Raw genomic sequence first — 17,407 nt, forward strand, 5'->3', positions numbered from 1 at the left:
GTTGCGCTGATCGGGTTACAGTGGGCGGATGACCGGCGGGCGACGTGGCCAGGAAGCGGTCGGCAGGCAGCAGGAGCTGGCCGAGCTGGACCAGGTCCTCGCCGACGTGCGCGCCGGTCATCCGCGCTTCGCGGTGGTCGCCGGGCCCGCGGGCATCGGCCGGACCACGCTCGCGGAGCTGTTCCTGGACCGGCACCCCGAGCTGCGCGTCGACCGGGTCACCGCGCTGCCGTGGGAGCAGCAGATCCCGTTCGGCCTGCTGGACCGGCTGGTCGGACCGGGCGGATCCGGCCGCACCACCGCCCCGGCCGCCGCCACCCGCCTGCTGGCCGCCACCCGCCTGCTGACCGACTGGGCCGACGGCGATCCGGAGCCGACGATCGCCGTGGTCGTCGACGACGCGCAGTGGGCCGACGTCGACTCGCTGCGCGCCCTGCTCTCGGCGCACCACCGGCTGAGCGCCGAGCGGGTGCTGGTGCTGTTGCTGGCCCGGGACGACCCGACCTCGGAGATCAGCCGCTTCCTGGACCGCTGCCCCGGCCCCGTGGTGCGGGTGCGGCCGCTGGGCCCGTCCGAGGTCCGCACCCTGGCGATGCTGCACGCCGGTCAGGACCTGTCGGCACCGACGGCCTACCGCCTCGCCGAGCACACCGCGGGCAACCCCCGGCACGTCCGGGACCTGCTGCGGGAACTGCCCGCCGAGAGCTGGTCGCGGTGGCAGGCCGCGCTGCCCGCACCGCGCGCGCTGGCCGCCGAGGTCGCGCGGGCGCTGGCCGGGTGCGGGCCGGGCGCCCGCGCGCTGGTGGAGTGCGCCGCGGTGCTCGGACGCACCGTCGCGCTGGCCGACGCCGCCGAGCTGGCCGGGCTGGACGACCCGGTCTCGGCGCTCGACGAAGCGGGACGGGCGGGCCTGATCGACACGGTGCCCGGCCGCGGCCCGGTGACCCTGACCTTCCGCGACCCGCTGGCGCACGCCGCCGTCTACCACGGGCTGAGCCCGCTCGACCGCTACGAGCGGCACCGGGAGGCGGCCCGGCTGGCGCAGGACACCGGGACCGCGCTGCTGCACCGGATCGCCGTCACCCCGTTCCACGACGCCGCGCTGGCCGCCGAGCTGGAGGAGTACGCGGGCGTGCAGGCGGCGCTGGGCGTGTGGTCGGCGGTCGGCGCGGCGCTGGTCAGCGCCGGTCGGCTCAGCCCGGACCGCGGCGAGCGACAGCGGCGGCTGCTGCGCGCGGTGGACGCGCTGGTCGGCGCCGGGGACCTGGCGCAGGCGGGCTCGTTCGCCGCCGAGATCGAGAGCTTCCCGCCGAGCCCGCTGCGCGACGAGGTGCTGGGCTACCTCGCGATCCTGCGCGGCCGGCCCGCCGAAGCCGAGCTGCTGCTCAGCCAGGCGTGGGAGCGCTGCCACCCGGAGCGGGAACCGGAGACCGCGGCGCTGATCTGCCAGCGCCGGGTGCTGCACTCGCTGAGCCGCTGGCACGGTCCGGACCTGGTGGCGTGGGGGCGGCGGGCGGTGGAGCTGGCCGATCCGCACGATCCGTCGGCCGTCGAGACCCAGGTGATCATGGGTCTGGGCCTGGCCGCCACCGGGCAGAGCGAGCGGGCCCGCCGGACCTACGACGAGGTGGTGTCGCGGATCAGCCTGGGCGCCCAGTCGCAGCGCGCGCAGATGGGCAAGGGCTGGCTGGACCTGGCGATGGACGATCCGCAGGCCGCGCGCCGGGAGCTGGCCACGGCGGTGCCCACCGAGTACCGGCGCGGCTCGGTGCGGATCTCGCTGTGGGCGCAGGCGTGGCTGGCCCGCACCGAGTTCGCGCTCGGCTCCTGGGACGAGGCGGTGCAGACGGTGAACCGAGCCGCCGTCCAGCTCGACAACACCGGACTGGAGCTGGTCCGGCCGCTGGTGCACTGGACCGGTGCCCAGGTCCACGCCCTGCGCGGGGACCTGCCCCGCGCCGAGGAGCACCTCAAGCACGCCTCGGCCTCGGTCCACAACTACGAGGTCATGTTCCTGCCGTCCTGCCTGGCCGCCGCGCAGTGCGCCGAAGCGCGGTCGGACTACGACGGCGTGCTGCGCGCGCTGGAGCCGCTGGTGCAGCTGCGGCCCCGGGACGGCATCGACGAGCCGGGGTTCTGGCCGTGGCACGACGTGTACGGCAACGCGCTGGTGATGACCAACCGGATCGAGGAGGCCGACGCGTTCCTGACCCCGCACGAGCGGCTCGCCGCCGAGCGCGGGCACCGCTCCACCCTCGCCCGGCTGGGTTACGTGCGGGGGCGGATCCACGGCGCGCTCGGCGACGTCGACGCCGCCCGGGAGTCCTTCGAGGGCGCGCTGGAGCGGATCAAGAGCCTCCCGCTGCCCTACGAGCGCACCCGGATCCGGTTCGCCTACGGCCAGACGCTGCGCCGGGCGGGCAAGCGCAAGGAGGCGGAGGTGGTGCTGCGCCGGGCCCGCGACGGCTACGCCGCGTTCGGCGCGACGACCTACGTGGAGCGCTGCGACCGCGAGCTCAAGGCGGGCGGGCTGCACCCCAAGCGCGGCGTGGACCTGGCCGAGTTGACCCCGCAGGAGCAGGCGGTGGCCGGGCTGGTGGCCGAGGGCCGCAGCAACAAGCAGGTGGCGGTGGAGCTGTTCGTCTCGGTCAAGACGGTCCAGTTCCACCTGACCCGCATCTACGCCAAGCTGGGCGTGCGCTCCCGCAGCGAGCTGGCCGCGCAGTTCCGCCCCGAGACCACCGCGCCCTGACCGACGCGCTGCGGGACCGGCCCGGGTGTCGTATCAACGAGCCAGCAGCGTCGACGGCGAACGGGGATCGCACATGCGCATCAACATCGCGAGCATCATGGTGGACGACCAGGCCAAGGCCCACCGCTTCTACACCGAGACGCTCGGGTTCCGCACCAAGCACGACGTGGCCATCGGCGGGGCGAAGTGGCTCACCGTCGTTTCCCCGGAGGAGCCGGACGGCACCGAGCTGCTGCTGGAGTCCACCGACAACCCCGCCATCCCCGCCGCCGAGTACCAGCGCGCCATGTTCGACGCGGAGGTACCCGCGATCAGCTTCGCGGTCGACGACGTCCGCGCCGAGCACGAGCGGCTGGCCGCGCTCGGGGTGCGCTTCGTGGAGGCACCGCAGGACTCCGGCTCGCTGATCAGCGCCGTCTTCGACGACACCTGCGGGAACCTGATCATGATCATCGGCCGCTGAGCGCCCGTCCCGGATCCCGACCCTGACGCGCGACCGGGACCGGATCAGCGATCCGCACCCGGAAGGGTCATGAGTGAGGGGCCCCCTTGTCCGAGCAACTGGGACGAGGGGGCCCCTCACCTGGTGAGAAGCACTCGATCGTGGGGTCGCCGCCTGCCGCGCGGGGCTGCGGTGGGCGCGGGCGGGGCATCGCGCCGGTACCGCGAGGACGGCCCTCGTGCGGGCGCGGCGGTGCGGGTCCGGTCGGCTGGCATCGGTGCGCCCTATTCGTCCGTTCACCGACGGCTATTTGATTCTGTGATCCACCTCTCTTTGAATGGGGCGACCGATCACTGGTTCCGGTCACGGGCCGCGACACCCGCGGGCTCGTCGACGCAGCAACGAAGCCCGTCTCCCCCGCCACCGGACGCCGGAGGTGCGCGTGTCCGCCCGACGCACAGGTCCCCTCGCTCTCCTCCTGCCCCTGCTGCTCGTGCTCGTCGCAGGCTGCGGCGGGATCAACACCGAAGCCGCGGGCTCGACCTCCGGTGGGTCCGGTGACGTGTTCCGGTTCGCCTACTCGGTCGGCCCCAGCCGCTACGACCCGCACCGCGCCTCGTCCAGCTTCGACAACGTCAGCCTCTTCCCCGTCTACGACCGGCTGGTCCACCTGACGCCGGAGGCCGAACCGGTGCCGGGGCTGGCGACCGGGTGGGAGTACGTCGACGGCGGTCGCGGTCTGGTGTTCCGGCTGCGGCCCGGCGTCACCTTCCACGACGGCACCCCGTTCGACGCGGCGGCGGCGAAGGCCAACCTGGACCGGGCGATCGGGCTGGAAGGTTCCACGGTGGCCGCCGAACTGGCGTCCGTGGAGCGCGTCGAGGTGCGCGGACCGATGACGATCGAGCTCGTGCTCAGCGCCCCGGACAGCTCGCTGGTGCGGGTGCTGTCCGACCGCGCCGGGATGATGATCAGCCCGGCGGCGTTCGACGATCCGCAGCTCGACCAGCACCCGGTCGGCGCCGGCCCGTTCTCCGTGGTCCGCTACAGCCCGAACGACCGGGTGGTGCTGCGCGCCCACCCCGGCTACTGGGACCCGGCCGCCGTGCGGGTGGACTCGCTGGTGATCGTGTTCCAGTCCGACCCGACGACGCGGATGAACGCCCTGCGGGCCGGGGAGATCGACGCGGCGCTGATCGGCGGCAACCAGGTCGTCGAGGCCCGGCAGTACGAGCTCGGCGTCGTCGGCGACACCACGCTGGCCTTCTACCACATGCAGCTCAACCGGACCCGCTCGGAGTTCGGCGACCCGCGGGTGCGCCGCGCCCTCAACCTCGCCATCGACCAGGACGCGCTCATCGAGGGCGTGCTGTTCGGCAACGGCGAAACCGCGGTGCAACCGTTCCCGCCCGGCTACCTCGCGCACGACCCGGAGCTGCCCGATCCCTACCCGTACGACCCGCGGCGGGCGCGGCAGCTGCTCGCCGAGGCGGGCCTGCCGAACGGCTTCGAGTTCGAGGCGATCGTGCCCAACACCGACCCCGGGCTGGCCATCGCGATCCAGGAGCAGTTCGCCGACGTGGGCGTGCGGATGCGCATCCGGGAAGCGGCCCCGGCCGAGACCGCCGACCTGTTCTACGGCCGCGAGGAGGGCGACGCACTGGTGGCGCCGTGGGGCGGGCGGGCCGATCCGCTGCAGACCCTCGGGCTGCTCTACGGCTCGACGGGCTTCTCCAACCCCGGCGGGCACACGCTGCCCGAGGTCACCGAGCTCATCCGGCAGGCGCGCACCACGATCGACCGGGCGGCCCGCGCCGAGCTGCTCCACCGCGTCAACGGCATCGTCGTCGAGCAGGCGCTGGACGTGCCGCTGACCTTCGCCGAGACGACGTTCGGCCACGCCCGGCGGGTGACCGACCTGCGCAGCTGGCTGTCCAACAAACCGGAGTTCCGGGGCGTGGGCGTGTCCGGGACCGGGAGGTGATCCGGTGCTGACCCTGGTCGCGCGGCGGCTCGCCGCGATGGTCCCGCTGCTGGTGCTGGTCTCGCTGATCGTGTTCGGCCTGGTGCTGCTGGTGCCCGGCGATCCGGCGATCACCATCGCGGGCGAGAACGCCACCGAGGAGGAGATCGCCGCCACCCGGGACCGGCTCGGCCTCGACGATCCGCTGCTGGTGCAGTACTGGCGCTGGGCCAGCAGCGCGGTCCAGGGCGATCTGGGCACCTCGATGTTCAGCAACCGCGGCGTGTCGGACGCCATCGCCGAACGCTTCCCGGCGACGGCGTCGCTGACCGCCGTGGCGATCGTGATGGCGCTGCTGATCGCCGTGCCCGCGGCCGTCGCCGCCGCCACCCGCCGGGGCGGCTGGATCGACCGCACCGCGACGCTGGGCACCGCGCTCGGCGTGGCGATGCCGAACTTCTGGCTGGGCCTGCTGCTGGCCACCGGCGTCGCGCTGCACCTGGGGCTGCTGCCCGCCACCGGGTACGTGCCGCTGGACGACGATCCGGTGTCGTGGCTGGCGCACCTGCTGCTGCCCGGGTTCACCCTGGGCCTCGCCGCCGCCGCCGAGCTGACCAGGCAGTTGCGCAGCTCGCTGATCGACGTGTTCGACCAGGACTACCTGCGCACCGCCCGGGCCAAGGGCCTGCGCGGCGGCACCGTGGTGGTCAAGCACGCCATGAAGAACGCCGCGACCCCGGTGGTCACGGTGCTCGGGATGCGGATCTCGGTGCTGCTCGGCGGCACCGTGGTGGTGGAGCAGATCTTCGGCATCCCGGGGCTCGGCCAGCTCGCCATCACCGCCGTCCTGCAACGCGACCTGCCGATGATCCAGGGCGTCGTGGTCGTCACGGCCGTGCTGGTGATGGTGGCGAACCTGCTGGTGGACCTCTCCTACGGCTACCTGAACCCGAAGGTGCGCGCGCAGTGAGGCCGGCGAAGGAGGACCTGAGATGACGGCGGTTCCGCCCCCTGCCGAGCGCTGGACCGGGCACGTGGTCGCCGACGACGCCGACGAGGACCTCGGGCCGCCGCGGTCCCCGCGGCAGCGGTTCTGGCGGCGCTTCCGCGCCCAGCGCCCCGCGGTGGTGGCCGCGGTGTTCCTGGTGCTGCTGACCCTGGTCGCGGTGGCCGCCCCGCTGCTCGCCCCGGCCGACCCCGACGACCAGAACCTCCGGGAGGTGCTGGCCGCGCCCGGCAGCGCCGGGTTCCCGCTGGGCTCCGACCAGTTCGGCCGGGACGTGCTCAGCCGGATGCTGGTGGCCGGGCGGATCTCGCTGCTGGCGGCGGCGGAGGCGGTGGGCGTCGCGGTCGTGCTGGGCGTGCCGCTGGGCCTGGTCGGCGCGTACCTCGGCGGCCGGGTGGACCGGTGGGTGGTGCGGTTGTCGGACGCCTTCATGAGCTTCCCGCCGCTGATCCTGGCGGTGGCCATCGTCGCGGCGCGCGGACCGGGCCTGACCAACGCGATGTTCGCCGTCGGGCTGGTCACCGCGCCCCGGCTGCTGCGGCTGGTGCGCAGCTCGGTGCTGGCGGTGCGGGAGGAGACGTTCATCGAAGCCGCGCGCAGCATCGGCACCCCGACCGGCCGGATCATCCGGCGGCACGTGCTGCCCAACGTGCTGTCCCCGCTGCTGGTGCAGCTCTCGCTGGTCGCGGCGTTCGCGATGCTGGCCGAGGCGACGCTGAGCTTCCTCGGCCTCGGCGTGGTCCCGCCGCAGGCGAGCTGGGGGTCGATGCTCCAGGAGGGCGCGCGGTTCGTCTCGCTGGCCCCGCACCTGGTGATCTTCCCCGGCGTGGCCATCGCGGTGACCGTGCTGGCGTTCAACGTGCTCGGCGACGGACTGCGCGACTCGCTGGGTCGCGAGATCAGGAGGGGCTCGTGACCGCCGTGCTGGAGGTCTCCGAGCTGTCGGTGCGGTTCGCCACCGACCGGGGCTGGGTGACCGTCGTCGAGGACGTGTCGTTCGCCGTCGAACCCGGTTCGACGCTCGGCCTGGTCGGCGAATCGGGCTCCGGCAAGACCGTGACCAGCCTCGCGCTGCTGGGGTTGCTGCCCGCCCGCACCAGCCGGATCAGCTCCGGGAGCATCCGGCTGGGGGGCACCGAGCTGATCGGGATGCCGCGCCGGACACTGGAGGACGTGCGCGGCAACGACATCGCGATGATCTTCCAGGAGCCGATGTCGTCGCTGAACCCGGCGTTCACCATCGGCGACCAGATCGCCGAGACGGTGCGCAGGCACCGCGGCCTGTCCCGCAAGCAGGCCGCCGCGCGGGCGGTCGCCGCGCTGGAGCAGGTCGGCATCCCGAACGCGGCGCGGCGGGCCCGCGGCTACCCGCACGAGTTCTCCGGCGGGATGCGGCAGCGGGCGATGATCGCGATGGCGATCTGCTGCGAGCCGAAGGTGCTCGTGGCCGACGAACCGACGACCGCGCTCGACGTCACCATCCAGGCGCAGGTGCTCGACCTGCTGCGGGACATGCGCGACGCGCTGGGCATGGGCATGGTGTTCATCACCCACGACCTCGGGGTGGTGGCCGACATCTGCGACCAGGTGGTCGTGATGTACGCCGGGCAGGTGGTGGCCGCCGACGACGTCGGGCACCTGTTCCGGCAGCCACCGCACCCCTACGCCGAGGGCCTGCTCGCCGCGATGCCGCAGCTCGGCGACGCCGGGCCGCTGGCCACCATCCCCGGGCACGCCCCCGCCCCCGGCGCGCTGCCGGACGGCTGCCGGTTCCACCCCCGCTGCCCGTACGCCACCGACGACTGCACCGCGTCGGCGGTCCCGCTGCGGGACCTCGGCGCCGGGCGGGCCACCCGGTGCGTGCGCACCGACGAGATCGAGTTGCGAGGTCCCGCGTGAGCACTCCGCCCGTACTCGCCGTCGACGCGCTGTCGGTCAGCTTCCCGGTCAAGCGGGGGCTGTTCCGGCGTCCGGACCGGCTGCGCGCCGTGGACGACGTCTCCTTCGAGCTGGCCCCCGGGGAGGTCCTCGGCCTGGTCGGCGAATCCGGGTCCGGCAAGTCCACCACCGGACGCGCCCTGATGCGGCTGGTCGAACCGGACGCGGGCAGCGTGCGGCTGCGCGAGGTCGAGCTCACCGAGCTCTCCGGCGAGCAGATGCGCAGGCACCGCAGGCACATCCAGATGGTGTTCCAGGACCCGTACTCGTCGCTGGACCCGTCGATGGTGATCGCCGAGAGCGTCGGCGAGCCGCTGGAGGTCCACGAAGGACTGCGCGGCAGGCAGCGGGACGAGCGGGTCCGCGAGCTGCTGGTGCGCGTCGGCCTGTCCGCCCGGCACCTGGAGCGCTACCCGTACGAGTTCTCCGGCGGGCAGCGGCAGCGGCTGGCGATCGCCCGCGCCCTGGCGGTGGACCCGGCGGTGGTGGTGTGCGACGAGGCGGTGTCGGCGCTGGACGTCTCCACCCAGAACCAGATCATCAACCTGCTGGAACGGCTGCGCGGCGAACTGGGCACGTCGTACCTGTTCATCTCGCACGACCTGTCGGTGGTGCGCCGGCTCGCCCAGCGCGTCGCGGTGATGTACCTGGGGCGGCTGGTGGAGGACGGCCCGTCGGAGCGGCTGTACTCGCGGCCCGCGCACCCCTACACCGAGGCGCTGCTGTCGGCGGTGCCGGTGCCCGACCCGGTGGCGCAGCGCCGGCGGGAGCGCATCGTGCTGCCGGGCGACCCGCCCGACCCCACCGATCCGCCGCGCGGCTGCCCGTTCCACCCGCGCTGCCCGTACGCGATGGACGTGTGCCGGGAGGAGACGCCCGCGCCGACACCGGTCGACGGCGGCGGCCGGGTGCGCTGCCACCTGCACACGGCGGGTCCGGTGCTGGCCGGCGGCAGCGTCTTGGAGCTGCGGCCCGCGGCGCGGCGGGAGGCCCGCGGCGCGGACTGACCGCTCCGGGGTCAGTCGGCGAGCTCGGGCGGGAACCCGCCGGTGGCGATCGGCCCCCAGTCCTCGACGGTGATCCGGACCAGCGATTTGCCCTGGCGCTGCATCGCCGCCCGGTACTCGTCCCAGTCGGGGTGCTCGCCGGAGATGGACCGGAAGTACTCCACCAGCGGGTCCAGCGCCTCGGGCAGGTCCAGCACTTCGGCGGTGCCGCCGACCTGGACGTACGGCCCGTTCCAGTCGTCGGAGAGCACGCACATCGACACCGCCGGGTCGCGCCGCAGGTTGCGCACCTTGGCCCGCTGCGGGTAGGTCGCCACCACGATCCGGCCCGCCGCGTCGACCCCGCAGGACACCGGCGACATCTGCGGCCGCCCGTCGGCGCGACCGGTGACCAGCACGCCCCGGTGCCGGGGCCGCAGGAACTCCAGCAGCGCCGCCCGGTCGACCCGGTCGGCGGTGGCGATCTTCGGGGCCATCAGGACAACCTCCACGACACGACGAAGCGACGGGGTCCACAGTAGCGGCCTTCGCGGGCGTCCCGCACCTCCCCGCGCCGCGGCACGGTCCGCTGTGGACGGACCTCAGAAGACCAGCGCCATGAGCTGGATCGGCAGCATCGCCAGAACGGAGGCGCAGGAGACCGCGAAGGTGCAGGACTTCAGCGCTCCCCGGGTGGTCTGCGGGAGCAAGGTCTGCAGCAGCCAGAACGTGTTGCTGGTGGCGTGGATGGCGAACAGCGAACCGGCGCCCGCGGCGAGCGCGACGAAGACCGGGTCGATGCCGAGCGCGGGCATCACCGGGCCGAGCACGCCCGCGGCGGTGATCGACGCCAGCGTCACCGACCCGATCGCGATGTGCAGCACCGCGGCGACCAGCCACACCAGCAGCAGCGGGAACACCGTGCTGGTGGTGAAGTAGCCCTTGAGGATCTCGCCGAGCCCGGCGTCCTTGACCGTCTGCGCCAGCGAACCGCCCACGCCGGTGAGGATCAGGATCTGCCCGCTCTCGTGGAAACCGCGCTTGAGCGAGGACTCCACCTGCTCGGCGGGCAGCTTCCAGCGGGCGATGAGCAGCGCTCCGATCAAGCCGATGAGCAGCGCGATGACCGGATCGCCCAGCAGCGCGACGACGGGGTGCGCCCACCCGGCCATCTCGGCGATCGCGCCGAACGCGATCAGCGCCAGGGCCACCACCAGCGGCGCGAGCGCCACGCCGAGCGAGGGCAGGTGGTCGGTGCCGCGCTCCGCCGCCGGCTGCTCCGCCTCGTCGACCAGGGTGTCGTCCCGCTCGTCGAGCTCCGGCTTCCACAGCCCGCGCTTGGCCAGCGCGGTGAACAGCGCGAGCGTCGTGACGATGGTGAACACCGCCGTCACCGCGCCGAACAGGAACATCTTGCCGAAGGGCAACCCGAGCACCCCGGCCAGCGCGACGGCGCCGACCCCGGGCACCACGAACACCAGGCCGACCTCGATGCCCAGCGCCATCGCGGCGGTCATTCGGGCCGCCCCCCAGGGGCCGATCTGCCGGGACAGCCTGCTCGCCAGCGGCGCGGTGATCACCAGCAGCACGTCGGCGAAGATCGACTGCAGCACGGTGCCGATCGTGCTGGCGAAGGCGTAGGGCAGCGCGCGGGGGCCGCAGGCCCGCACCAGCACGTCGACCAGCTTCTCGATCGCGCCGAGCTGCGCCATCACCGCGCCCAGCAGCACGCCGAAGGCGATGAGCAGTCCCACCTCGGTCATCAGCTCGCCGAAGCCGGTGGTGATCGACTCCAGCGTGCCCGGAACCCCGAGCCCCGTGACCAGCCCCAGGTACAGCGCCCCGAGCACGAGGGCGATGGCGGGGGTGATCCGCAACTTCAGGATGAGCACGACGACGCCCACGATGGTGATCACGGCGTTCGCCAGGACAGCGATGTCTGACATCCGTCACGTCCGTATCCGTCAAGCCGTCCGCCGCAGCGGGCAGCGCGAAGCTCCGGTCCCCCGTGCGGGGGACCGCCTGGCAGCAGGAGTCGTGGAGCGGCGACCGCCGGGCGACGGGGTGCTCGCCGGCGGCGGTGGGACGGACCGGCGCAGTGTACACACCGACCGCCCCGGCGGAACCCGGCCGCGGACGGCGGGCCCGGGGTATTGCTTCGCCGACGGCCGCCGATTACCGTCCTGCATTGCCGAATGCAGGCACCCGTTTCCCGAATAACGGGAAATTGCAGGAAGTTGAGGACGGACACCGCATCGACCTGCGCACCAGCGGCAGCACCGCCCGCCCCCGCCCCTCGCCCGCACCACGGCGCCGAGGAGCAGGGCACGCACCGGCACAACAGGAGAACCACACCGATGACGCCCAGTGGCCGCCACGGCCCGCTCACCGGAGTCCGCGTCGTCGAGCTCGGCAACTTCATCGCCGCCCCCACCGCGGGGCGGGTGCTCGCCGAGTTCGGCGCCGACGTCATCAAGGTCGAACGCCCCAGCACCGGCGACGAGCTGCGCACCTGGCGGCTGCACCGCGGCGACACCTCGCTGCTGTTCCGCACCATGGCGCGCAACAAGCGCTCGCTGACGCTGGACCTGCGCGCGGCCGAGGGCCAGCGGATCGCCCGCGACCTGATCGGCACCGCCGACGTCGTGCTGGAGAACTTCCGCCCGGGCACGCTGGAGAAGTGGGGGCTCGGTCCGGAGGAGATCCGGGAGCTGCACCCGTCGGTGGTGCTGGTCCGGATCTCCGGGTACGGCCAGACCGGCCCGTACCGGAACCGGCCGGGGTTCGGCGGCGTCGCCGAAGCGCTGGGCGGGGTCCGGCACCTGACCGGCTACCCGGGGCTGCCCCCGGTGCGCACCGGGGTGTCGCTGGCCGATTCGGTGGCCGGGCTCTACGCGGTCATCGGCGCGCTGCTGGGCCTGCTGCGCACCCGCACCGGGGCGCCCGGCGAAACCGTGGACGTCGCGCTCTACGAAGCGGTGTACTCGCTGATGGAGTCCTCGCTGCCCGACTACGACGCCTTCGGCGTCACCCGCGAGGCCACCGGTGCGGTGATCCCCGGCGTGGTGCCGTCCAACACCTACCGCTGCGCCGACGGCAAGTACGTCGTGGTGGGCGGCAACAACAACGCCATCTTCGCCCGGCTGATGACCGCCGTCGGACGCCCCGACCTGGCCACCGACCCGGAGCTGGCCGACAACGCCGGGCGGGTCGCGCGCGCCGCCGACATCGACGAGGCGATCGGCGCCTGGACCGCGGGGCTGGACAGCGCCGCGGCGCTGGACCGGCTGGCCGCCGCGTCCGTGCCCAGCGGACCGATCTACGACGTCGCCGACATCGCCGCCGATCCGCACTTCGCCGCCCGGGGGATGCTGGAGCGCCACCCGGTGCGCATCGACGACGAGCCCCGCGAGGTCGCCTTCCCCGGCGTGGTGCCCAAGCTGGCCGAGGAACCCGGCGGCACCCGCTGGCTGGGGCCCGAACTCGGGGCGCACACCGACGAGGTCCTCGCCGAACTGCACCGCTCCCCCGCCGACATCACCCGACTGCGTGCCGAAGGAGTGATCTGAGATGACCGCCGACGTCCTCATCACCGAGGTCTCGTTGCGCGACGGACTGCAGATCGAACCCGTCGTCGTACCGACCGCGGACAAGATCGACTTCGGCCGGATGCTGGTCGCGGCCGGGTTCCGCCACCTGGAGGTGGGTTCCTTCGTGGACCCGAGGCGGGTGCCGACGATGGCCGACTCGGCCGAGGTCGTGGCCGGGCTGGCCGACGCCGGGGCCACCTCGCACGCGCTGGTGCTCAACGAGCGCGGCGCCCAGCGCGCGGTGGCCGCCGGGGCCCGGCACGTCCGGCTGGTGCTGTCGGCCAGCGACGGGCACAGCCGGTCCAACGCCGGGGTGCCCACCGAGGAGGCGATGGCCCGGATCGGCCGCGCCGCCGAGATCCTGCGCGACGGCGGGGTGGGCCTGGAAGGCTGCATCGCCACCGCGTTCGTCTGCCCGTTCGACGGCGACACCCCGGTCGACCGCGTCGTCCGCGTCGCCCGGCACTACGCCGAGCTGGGCGTGGAGGTGCTGCACCTGGCCGACACCATCGGTGCGGCCTCCCCCGGCGACATCCGGCGCGCGGTCACCGCGGTGGGCGAGGACTTCCCGGTGGAGCGCACCGGGTTGCACCTGCACGCCACCTACGGGATGGCCTCGGCCAACGCCTGGGAGGCCTTCCGCTGCGGGATCCGGCGCTTCGACGCCGCGCTGGGCGGGCTCGGCGGCTGCCCGTTCGCCCCGGGCGCCACCGGCAACATCGCCGCGGACGACCTGATCCACCTGTTCCACCGCGAAGGCGTCCGCACCGGGATCGACACCTCCCGGCTGGCGGCGCTGCGCGACCGCCTCGCGGAGCTGGTGGGCCACGCCCTGCCCTCCGCGCTGGCGCAGATCCCGGCCGCACCCGCCGCCCCCCGGCAGGCGGCCTGACCGGCGGCGACGGCCGCACCGCGAGCACCGACCCCCGGAAACGACCATGACGACTCCTCCGCCGTTCGCCACCGGCGTCGGCGTCCTGGACCGCTCGGTGGCCATCCTCGACTGCGTCGAGAGCAACCCGATGGGTACCACCGAGCTGGCCAGGACCCTGGGCCTCACGATCTCCACCGCGCACCGGCTGGCCACCGCGCTGGTCGCGCACGGGTTGCTGCGGCGCGATCCCAGCGGCTGCTTCCACCTCGGCCCCCGGTTCGCCACCTCGGCGCTGGCCGAGACCGCGCGCCCGGTGCTCACCGAGCTCGGCGCCGAGGTGGGCGAATCGGTGCAGCTCTGGGTGCGCCGAGCCGACCACCGGTTGTGCGTGGTCTGCGTGGAGTCGACCGAGGAGCTGCGGGCCAGCCAGCCGGTCGGCAGCCTGCTGCCGCTCCCGCTGGGCTCGGCGGCCCAGGCGCTGCTGGGCGAGCGCAACCCCGACGGCCACGGCTGGGTGGAGAGCGTCCAGGCCCGGGCTCCGGGGGTCGGCTCGGTGAGCGCTCCGGTGCACCTGCACGGTCAGGTGGTGGCGGCGGTCTCGCTGGCCGCGCCGCTGCAGCGGCTGCGGCCGAGCCCCGGTCGGCGCTTCGGCACCGCGGTGCTCACCGCCGCCCGGCGCGTCGAGGACGCGCTGGCCCGGCCGCCCGAACCCGGCTGAGCGCCCCGGGCGGCCGGTGCGCGGTGGTCACCGCCCGCCGAGCTTCGCCTCGAGCTGGTCGGCGAGCTCGGTCATGATCCCGGCGTAGCTCGCATAGCTCATCGGTGCGACCGCGTCCCACTCGACGAACCGGCCCGCGGCGGCGGACGGACGCGCGGCGAACACCGGGTTCTCCATCATCCGCTCCGGCGGCAGCGAGGCCGCCCGGGTGTCCCACAGCAGGATGTCGGCCGGGTACGCCGCGGCGTGCTCCCAGGACAGCCGCTCGAAGTAGCCGCCGCCCGCCGTGTCGGGGTGGTCCGGGACGATGATCGGCAGCCCCAGTTCCCGGACGTAGAAGTCCAGGTCCGGGTTGCGCCCCGGCACGACGGCGAAGAACTCCTGCTCGGTCCCGCCGACGGCGAGGATGGTGCGACCCGACGCCTTCATCCGCTCCCCGATCCCGCGCAGCCGGTCGGCCGCGGCGTGGAAGGCCGCCTCGTCGGCCCGGACGCGGGCCGCGTCGACGTCGCCGCCGAGCGCGGCGGCCAGGTCCCGGTAGGAGGCGATGGTCTCCGGCAGCGGCACCCCGGCGTGCTGCACGCCCGCCGTCGGGACCAGGGACTTGACCTGCTCCTCCTGCTCGGCGGTCAGGTGCCACAGGCCGGGGAACTCCGCGTACTTGCCGCTGACCAGCAGGTCGGGTTCCAGCGAGGCGACCCGCTCCATGGCGACCTCGCCGTACCCCGGCCCGGTGACGTCGGTGACCGCGCGGGGGTCGAGGCCGCGCGCTTCGGGTTCGACCGTGCCGTCGTCGCGCACCAGCGGGCCGAAGGTGCCCACCACGTCGACGCCGAAGTCCTTCAGCGCGGCGGCCGAGGACACCTGCGCGATGATCCGCTCGGGGCGCTGCTCGGCGGTGATGGTCACCCCGCGGTCATCGGTGTAGGACCAGCCGGTTCCCCCGGCCCGGTCACCTCCGGCGGGCGAGCACGCCGACAGCACCGCGGTCACCGCCACCAGTGCCGCGGCCGGGCCGATCTTGTGACGCACGACGACCTCCTCTATGTTTAGGCTAGGCTAACCTAGCACCTGATCCGCGGGAGGTCCTCCGGCCATGACGAGCACCGCAGTCCGAGGCGGCACCGAGCACCGGCCGCTCTGGCGCATGTTCACCGTCGAGGTGGCGCGCGTGCAGCGGCTGTGCCCGAACTTCGTGCGGCTGACCTTCACCGGCGAACACCTCGACACCTTCGGGGCGGGCGGCGCCGACCAGCGGATCAAGCTCGCGCTCCCCCAGCCCGGCCGCACCGTCGCCGACGTGCCCGACGGCGAGGACTGGTACCAGCGCTGGCTGGCGATGCCGGATCCGATCAGACCGGTGCTGCGCACCTACACGGTCCGGGCGTTCCGCCCCGAGCACCGCGAACTCGACGTCGACTTCGTGCTGCACGGGCTCGACAGCGGGCACGGCGGCCCGGCCTCCACCTTCGCCGCCGGCGCCCGGCCCGGTGACGTCATCGCGCTGCTGGGCCCGGACCGGCCCGGCAGCGGACGTCCGTGGGGCTGCGAATGGGCGCCGCCGAGCGAGGCGTCGCGGCTGGTGCTGGCCGGGGACGAGACCGCCGTCCCGGCGATCGGGTCCATCCTCGAAGCGCTGCCCGCCGACGCCCGCGGCATCGCCTGCCTGGAAGTGCCCAGCCCGGCGGACCGGCAGGAGTGGGCGGTCCCGGCGGGCGTGGACGTGCGCTGGCTGGCCCGCGGCGGCGCCCCGCACGGCGCCCTGCTGGAACCCGCGGTGGGCGGTGCGCTGGACGAGCTGCGGACCCGCGGCACCGGTACCGCGGTGCTCGACGACGTCGACGTGGACACCACCGCGCTGTGGGAGGTCCCGGAGCGCGGCGAACCCGGCGCCGATGACCTGTACGGCTGGCTGGCCGGGGAGGCTGCGGTGATCAAGCGGCTGCGCAGGCTGCTGGTCAACGACTACGGCATCCCGCGCGGTTCGGTCGCGTTCATGGGCTACTGGCGCGAAGGCCGGAGCTGAGCGCCCGCCGGCGGTCCGCGCGGAGCCGTGCGCTGTCGGTCGGCTGACCTACCCTCGGAGCAGGACCGCCCGGCGCGCGGTCCGCCGGGAGGAAGGACGCAGTCATGTCAGCCCCACCGGTCAGCGACGACTTCGTCCGGCTGGCGGACCCGTACCGCCGCGAACTGCTCGCGCACTGCTACCGGATGCTCGGTTCCGTGCAGGACGCCGAAGACCTCGTGCAGGAGACCTACCTGCGGGCCTGGCGCGGCTACCCCCGGTTCGAGGGGCGGTCTTCGCTGCGCACCTGGCTGTACCGGATCGCGACCACCGCCTGCCTGACCGCGCTGGAGAGCAGGCGCCGCCGCCCGCTGCCGACCGGCCTCGGCGCGCCGAGCCACGATCCCGGCGAACCGCTGACCGAGCTGCCCGAGATCGGCTGGCTGGAACCGATCCCGGACGCCCTGGTCGACGACTCCGACGACCCGGCGGCGATCGTCGCCGCCCGGGAGAGCACCCGGCTGGCGTTCATCGCCGCGCTCCAGCACCTGCCGCCCCGCCAGCGCGCGGCCCTGCTGCTGCGCGACGTGCTGCGATGGAAGGCCTCCGAGGTGGCCGCCGCGATGGGGACCAGCATCGCGGCGGCCAACAGCGCGTTGCAGCGGGCCCGGGCGCAGCTCCAGCAGATCGCCCCGCAGCGCGACGGGACCGCGGAACCGAGCAGCCCGGAACTGCGCCGGCTGCTGGACCGCTACGTCACCGCCTTCGAGGACAAGGACATCCCGGCGATCGTCGAGCTGTTCACCGAGGACGCGGTGTGGGAGATGCCGCCGTACGCCAACTGGATCCGCGGCGCCGAGGCCATCGGTGAGCTGGTCGACCGGTGGTGCCCGGCGGACCGGGGGGAGCTGCGGCTGGTCCCCACCTCGGCCAACGGGCAACCGGCGTTCGGCATGTACCGCCGCGATCCGGCCGGCGGGTACGTCCCCTTCCAGCTCCACGTGCTCGCCCCGCAGGACGGCCGGATCGGGCACGTGGTGGCGTTCTTCGACGTGGCGCTGTTCCCGCGCTTCGGCCTCCCCGACGCGCTGCCCGCGGAACGCGGCGCCGACCGGTGATTCGGCGCGCACGGC

The 17,407-nt window shown here is 74.1% G+C and carries 15 protein-coding genes; 12 read left to right on the plus strand and 3 right to left on the minus strand.

From position 1 onward, the window contains the following. Window positions 1–28: 28 nt before the first annotated feature. From ACQP0T_RS15005 to ACQP0T_RS15035, 7 genes are all read left to right on the plus strand, one after another. Entirely contained in the window at window positions 29–2,752 is a 2,724-nt protein-coding gene (locus tag ACQP0T_RS15005; protein WP_433868626.1) for a LuxR C-terminal-related transcriptional regulator, read from the plus strand. A gap of 73 nt (window positions 2,753–2,825) precedes the next feature. Next, entirely contained in the window at window positions 2,826–3,215 is a 390-nt protein-coding gene (locus ACQP0T_RS15010) for a VOC family protein (protein ID WP_433868627.1), read from the plus strand. Between the two features lie 472 nt (window positions 3,216–3,687). Next, the gene (locus tag ACQP0T_RS15015) at window positions 3,688–5,178 is read left to right on the plus strand and encodes an ABC transporter substrate-binding protein (RefSeq protein WP_433868628.1); all 1,491 of its coding nucleotides are present in this window, start codon (window positions 3,688–3,690) and stop codon (window positions 5,176–5,178) included. 4 nt (window positions 5,179–5,182) lie between these two features. Then, on the plus strand, window positions 5,183–6,127 hold the full coding sequence (locus ACQP0T_RS15020; protein ID WP_433868629.1) for an ABC transporter permease: 945 nt from the start codon (window positions 5,183–5,185) through the stop codon (window positions 6,125–6,127). A 22-nt stretch (window positions 6,128–6,149) separates the two neighbouring features. Next, window positions 6,150–7,079, plus strand: coding sequence for an ABC transporter permease (locus ACQP0T_RS15025; protein WP_369774444.1), 930 nt, complete (start codon window positions 6,150–6,152; stop codon window positions 7,077–7,079). After that, the gene (locus ACQP0T_RS15030; protein WP_433868630.1) at window positions 7,076–8,062 is read left to right on the plus strand and encodes an ABC transporter ATP-binding protein; all 987 of its coding nucleotides are present in this window, start codon (window positions 7,076–7,078) and stop codon (window positions 8,060–8,062) included. The genes ACQP0T_RS15025 and ACQP0T_RS15030 overlap by 4 nt, the downstream gene beginning before the upstream one ends. Continuing rightward, window positions 8,059–9,108, plus strand: coding sequence for an ABC transporter ATP-binding protein (locus tag ACQP0T_RS15035; protein ID WP_345365947.1), 1,050 nt, complete (start codon window positions 8,059–8,061; stop codon window positions 9,106–9,108). Before ACQP0T_RS15030 ends, ACQP0T_RS15035 begins: the two co-directional genes overlap by 4 nt. Window positions 9,109–9,119: 11 nt before the next feature. On the opposite strand, the gene ACQP0T_RS15040 is transcribed toward ACQP0T_RS15035, so the two are convergent. Together ACQP0T_RS15040 and ACQP0T_RS15045 are read right to left on the minus strand one after the other, a co-directional pair. Next, a complete protein-coding gene (locus ACQP0T_RS15040; protein ID WP_433868631.1) occupies window positions 9,120–9,584 on the minus strand; it encodes a PPOX class F420-dependent oxidoreductase in 465 nt (154 codons plus the stop codon). Between the two features lie 105 nt (window positions 9,585–9,689). Next, a complete protein-coding gene (locus tag ACQP0T_RS15045) occupies window positions 9,690–11,033 on the minus strand; it encodes a GntP family permease (protein WP_345365934.1) in 1,344 nt (447 codons plus the stop codon). Between the two features lie 411 nt (window positions 11,034–11,444). On the opposite strand from ACQP0T_RS15045, the gene ACQP0T_RS15050 reads away from it, so the two are divergent. Genes ACQP0T_RS15050 through ACQP0T_RS15060 form a run of 3 tightly spaced genes read left to right on the plus strand, consistent with a single transcriptional unit; the run spans window position 11,445 to window position 14,269 of the window. Further along, complete coding sequence (locus ACQP0T_RS15050; protein WP_433868632.1) at window positions 11,445–12,656, plus strand: CaiB/BaiF CoA transferase family protein; 1,212 nt, start codon at window positions 11,445–11,447, stop codon at window positions 12,654–12,656. A 1-nt stretch (window position 12,657) separates the two neighbouring features. After that, window positions 12,658–13,569, plus strand: a complete 912-nt coding sequence (locus ACQP0T_RS15055) for a hydroxymethylglutaryl-CoA lyase (protein ID WP_433868633.1) — start codon at window positions 12,658–12,660, stop codon at window positions 13,567–13,569. Between the two features lie 46 nt (window positions 13,570–13,615). Further along, complete coding sequence (locus ACQP0T_RS15060) at window positions 13,616–14,269, plus strand: IclR family transcriptional regulator (protein WP_433868634.1); 654 nt, start codon at window positions 13,616–13,618, stop codon at window positions 14,267–14,269. A gap of 27 nt (window positions 14,270–14,296) precedes the next feature. Here the strand turns inward: ACQP0T_RS15060 and ACQP0T_RS15065 are convergent, their stop codons facing one another. After that, the gene (locus tag ACQP0T_RS15065) at window positions 14,297–15,301 is read right to left on the minus strand and encodes an ABC transporter substrate-binding protein (protein WP_433868635.1); all 1,005 of its coding nucleotides are present in this window, start codon (window positions 15,299–15,301) and stop codon (window positions 14,297–14,299) included. 64 nt (window positions 15,302–15,365) lie between these two features. Between ACQP0T_RS15065 and ACQP0T_RS15070 the strand changes: the two genes are divergently transcribed. Both ACQP0T_RS15070 and ACQP0T_RS15075 read left to right on the plus strand, forming a co-directional pair. After that, window positions 15,366–16,295, plus strand: coding sequence for a siderophore-interacting protein (locus ACQP0T_RS15070; RefSeq protein WP_433868636.1), 930 nt, complete (start codon window positions 15,366–15,368; stop codon window positions 16,293–16,295). Window positions 16,296–16,399: 104 nt separating this feature from the next. Next, window positions 16,400–17,392, plus strand: coding sequence for a sigma-70 family RNA polymerase sigma factor (locus tag ACQP0T_RS15075; protein WP_433868637.1), 993 nt, complete (start codon window positions 16,400–16,402; stop codon window positions 17,390–17,392). Window positions 17,393–17,407: the final 15 nt, after the last annotated feature.

This window comes from Saccharopolyspora sp. CA-218241 (assembly GCF_050954615.1).
GTDB lineage: Bacteria > Actinomycetota > Actinomycetes > Mycobacteriales > Pseudonocardiaceae > Saccharopolyspora > Saccharopolyspora cebuensis.

Coding starts and splice junctions, on each gene's coding strand:
- ACQP0T_RS15045 (WP_345365934.1), bottom strand. CDS start 11,033: ATGTCAGACATCGCTGTCCTGGCGAACGCCGTGATCACCATCGTGGGC.
- ACQP0T_RS15040 (WP_433868631.1), bottom strand. CDS start 9,584: ATGGCCCCGAAGATCGCCACCGCCGACCGGGTCGACCGGGCGGCGCTG.
- ACQP0T_RS15060 (WP_433868634.1), top strand. CDS start 13,616: ATGACGACTCCTCCGCCGTTCGCCACCGGCGTCGGCGTCCTGGACCGC.
- ACQP0T_RS15025 (WP_369774444.1), top strand. CDS start 6,150: ATGACGGCGGTTCCGCCCCCTGCCGAGCGCTGGACCGGGCACGTGGTC.
- ACQP0T_RS15010 (WP_433868627.1), top strand. CDS start 2,826: ATGCGCATCAACATCGCGAGCATCATGGTGGACGACCAGGCCAAGGCC.
- ACQP0T_RS15075 (WP_433868637.1), top strand. CDS start 16,400: ATGTCAGCCCCACCGGTCAGCGACGACTTCGTCCGGCTGGCGGACCCG.
- ACQP0T_RS15070 (WP_433868636.1), top strand. CDS start 15,366: ATGACGAGCACCGCAGTCCGAGGCGGCACCGAGCACCGGCCGCTCTGG.
- ACQP0T_RS15005 (WP_433868626.1), top strand. CDS start 29: ATGACCGGCGGGCGACGTGGCCAGGAAGCGGTCGGCAGGCAGCAGGAG.
- ACQP0T_RS15055 (WP_433868633.1), top strand. CDS start 12,658: ATGACCGCCGACGTCCTCATCACCGAGGTCTCGTTGCGCGACGGACTG.
- ACQP0T_RS15050 (WP_433868632.1), top strand. CDS start 11,445: ATGACGCCCAGTGGCCGCCACGGCCCGCTCACCGGAGTCCGCGTCGTC.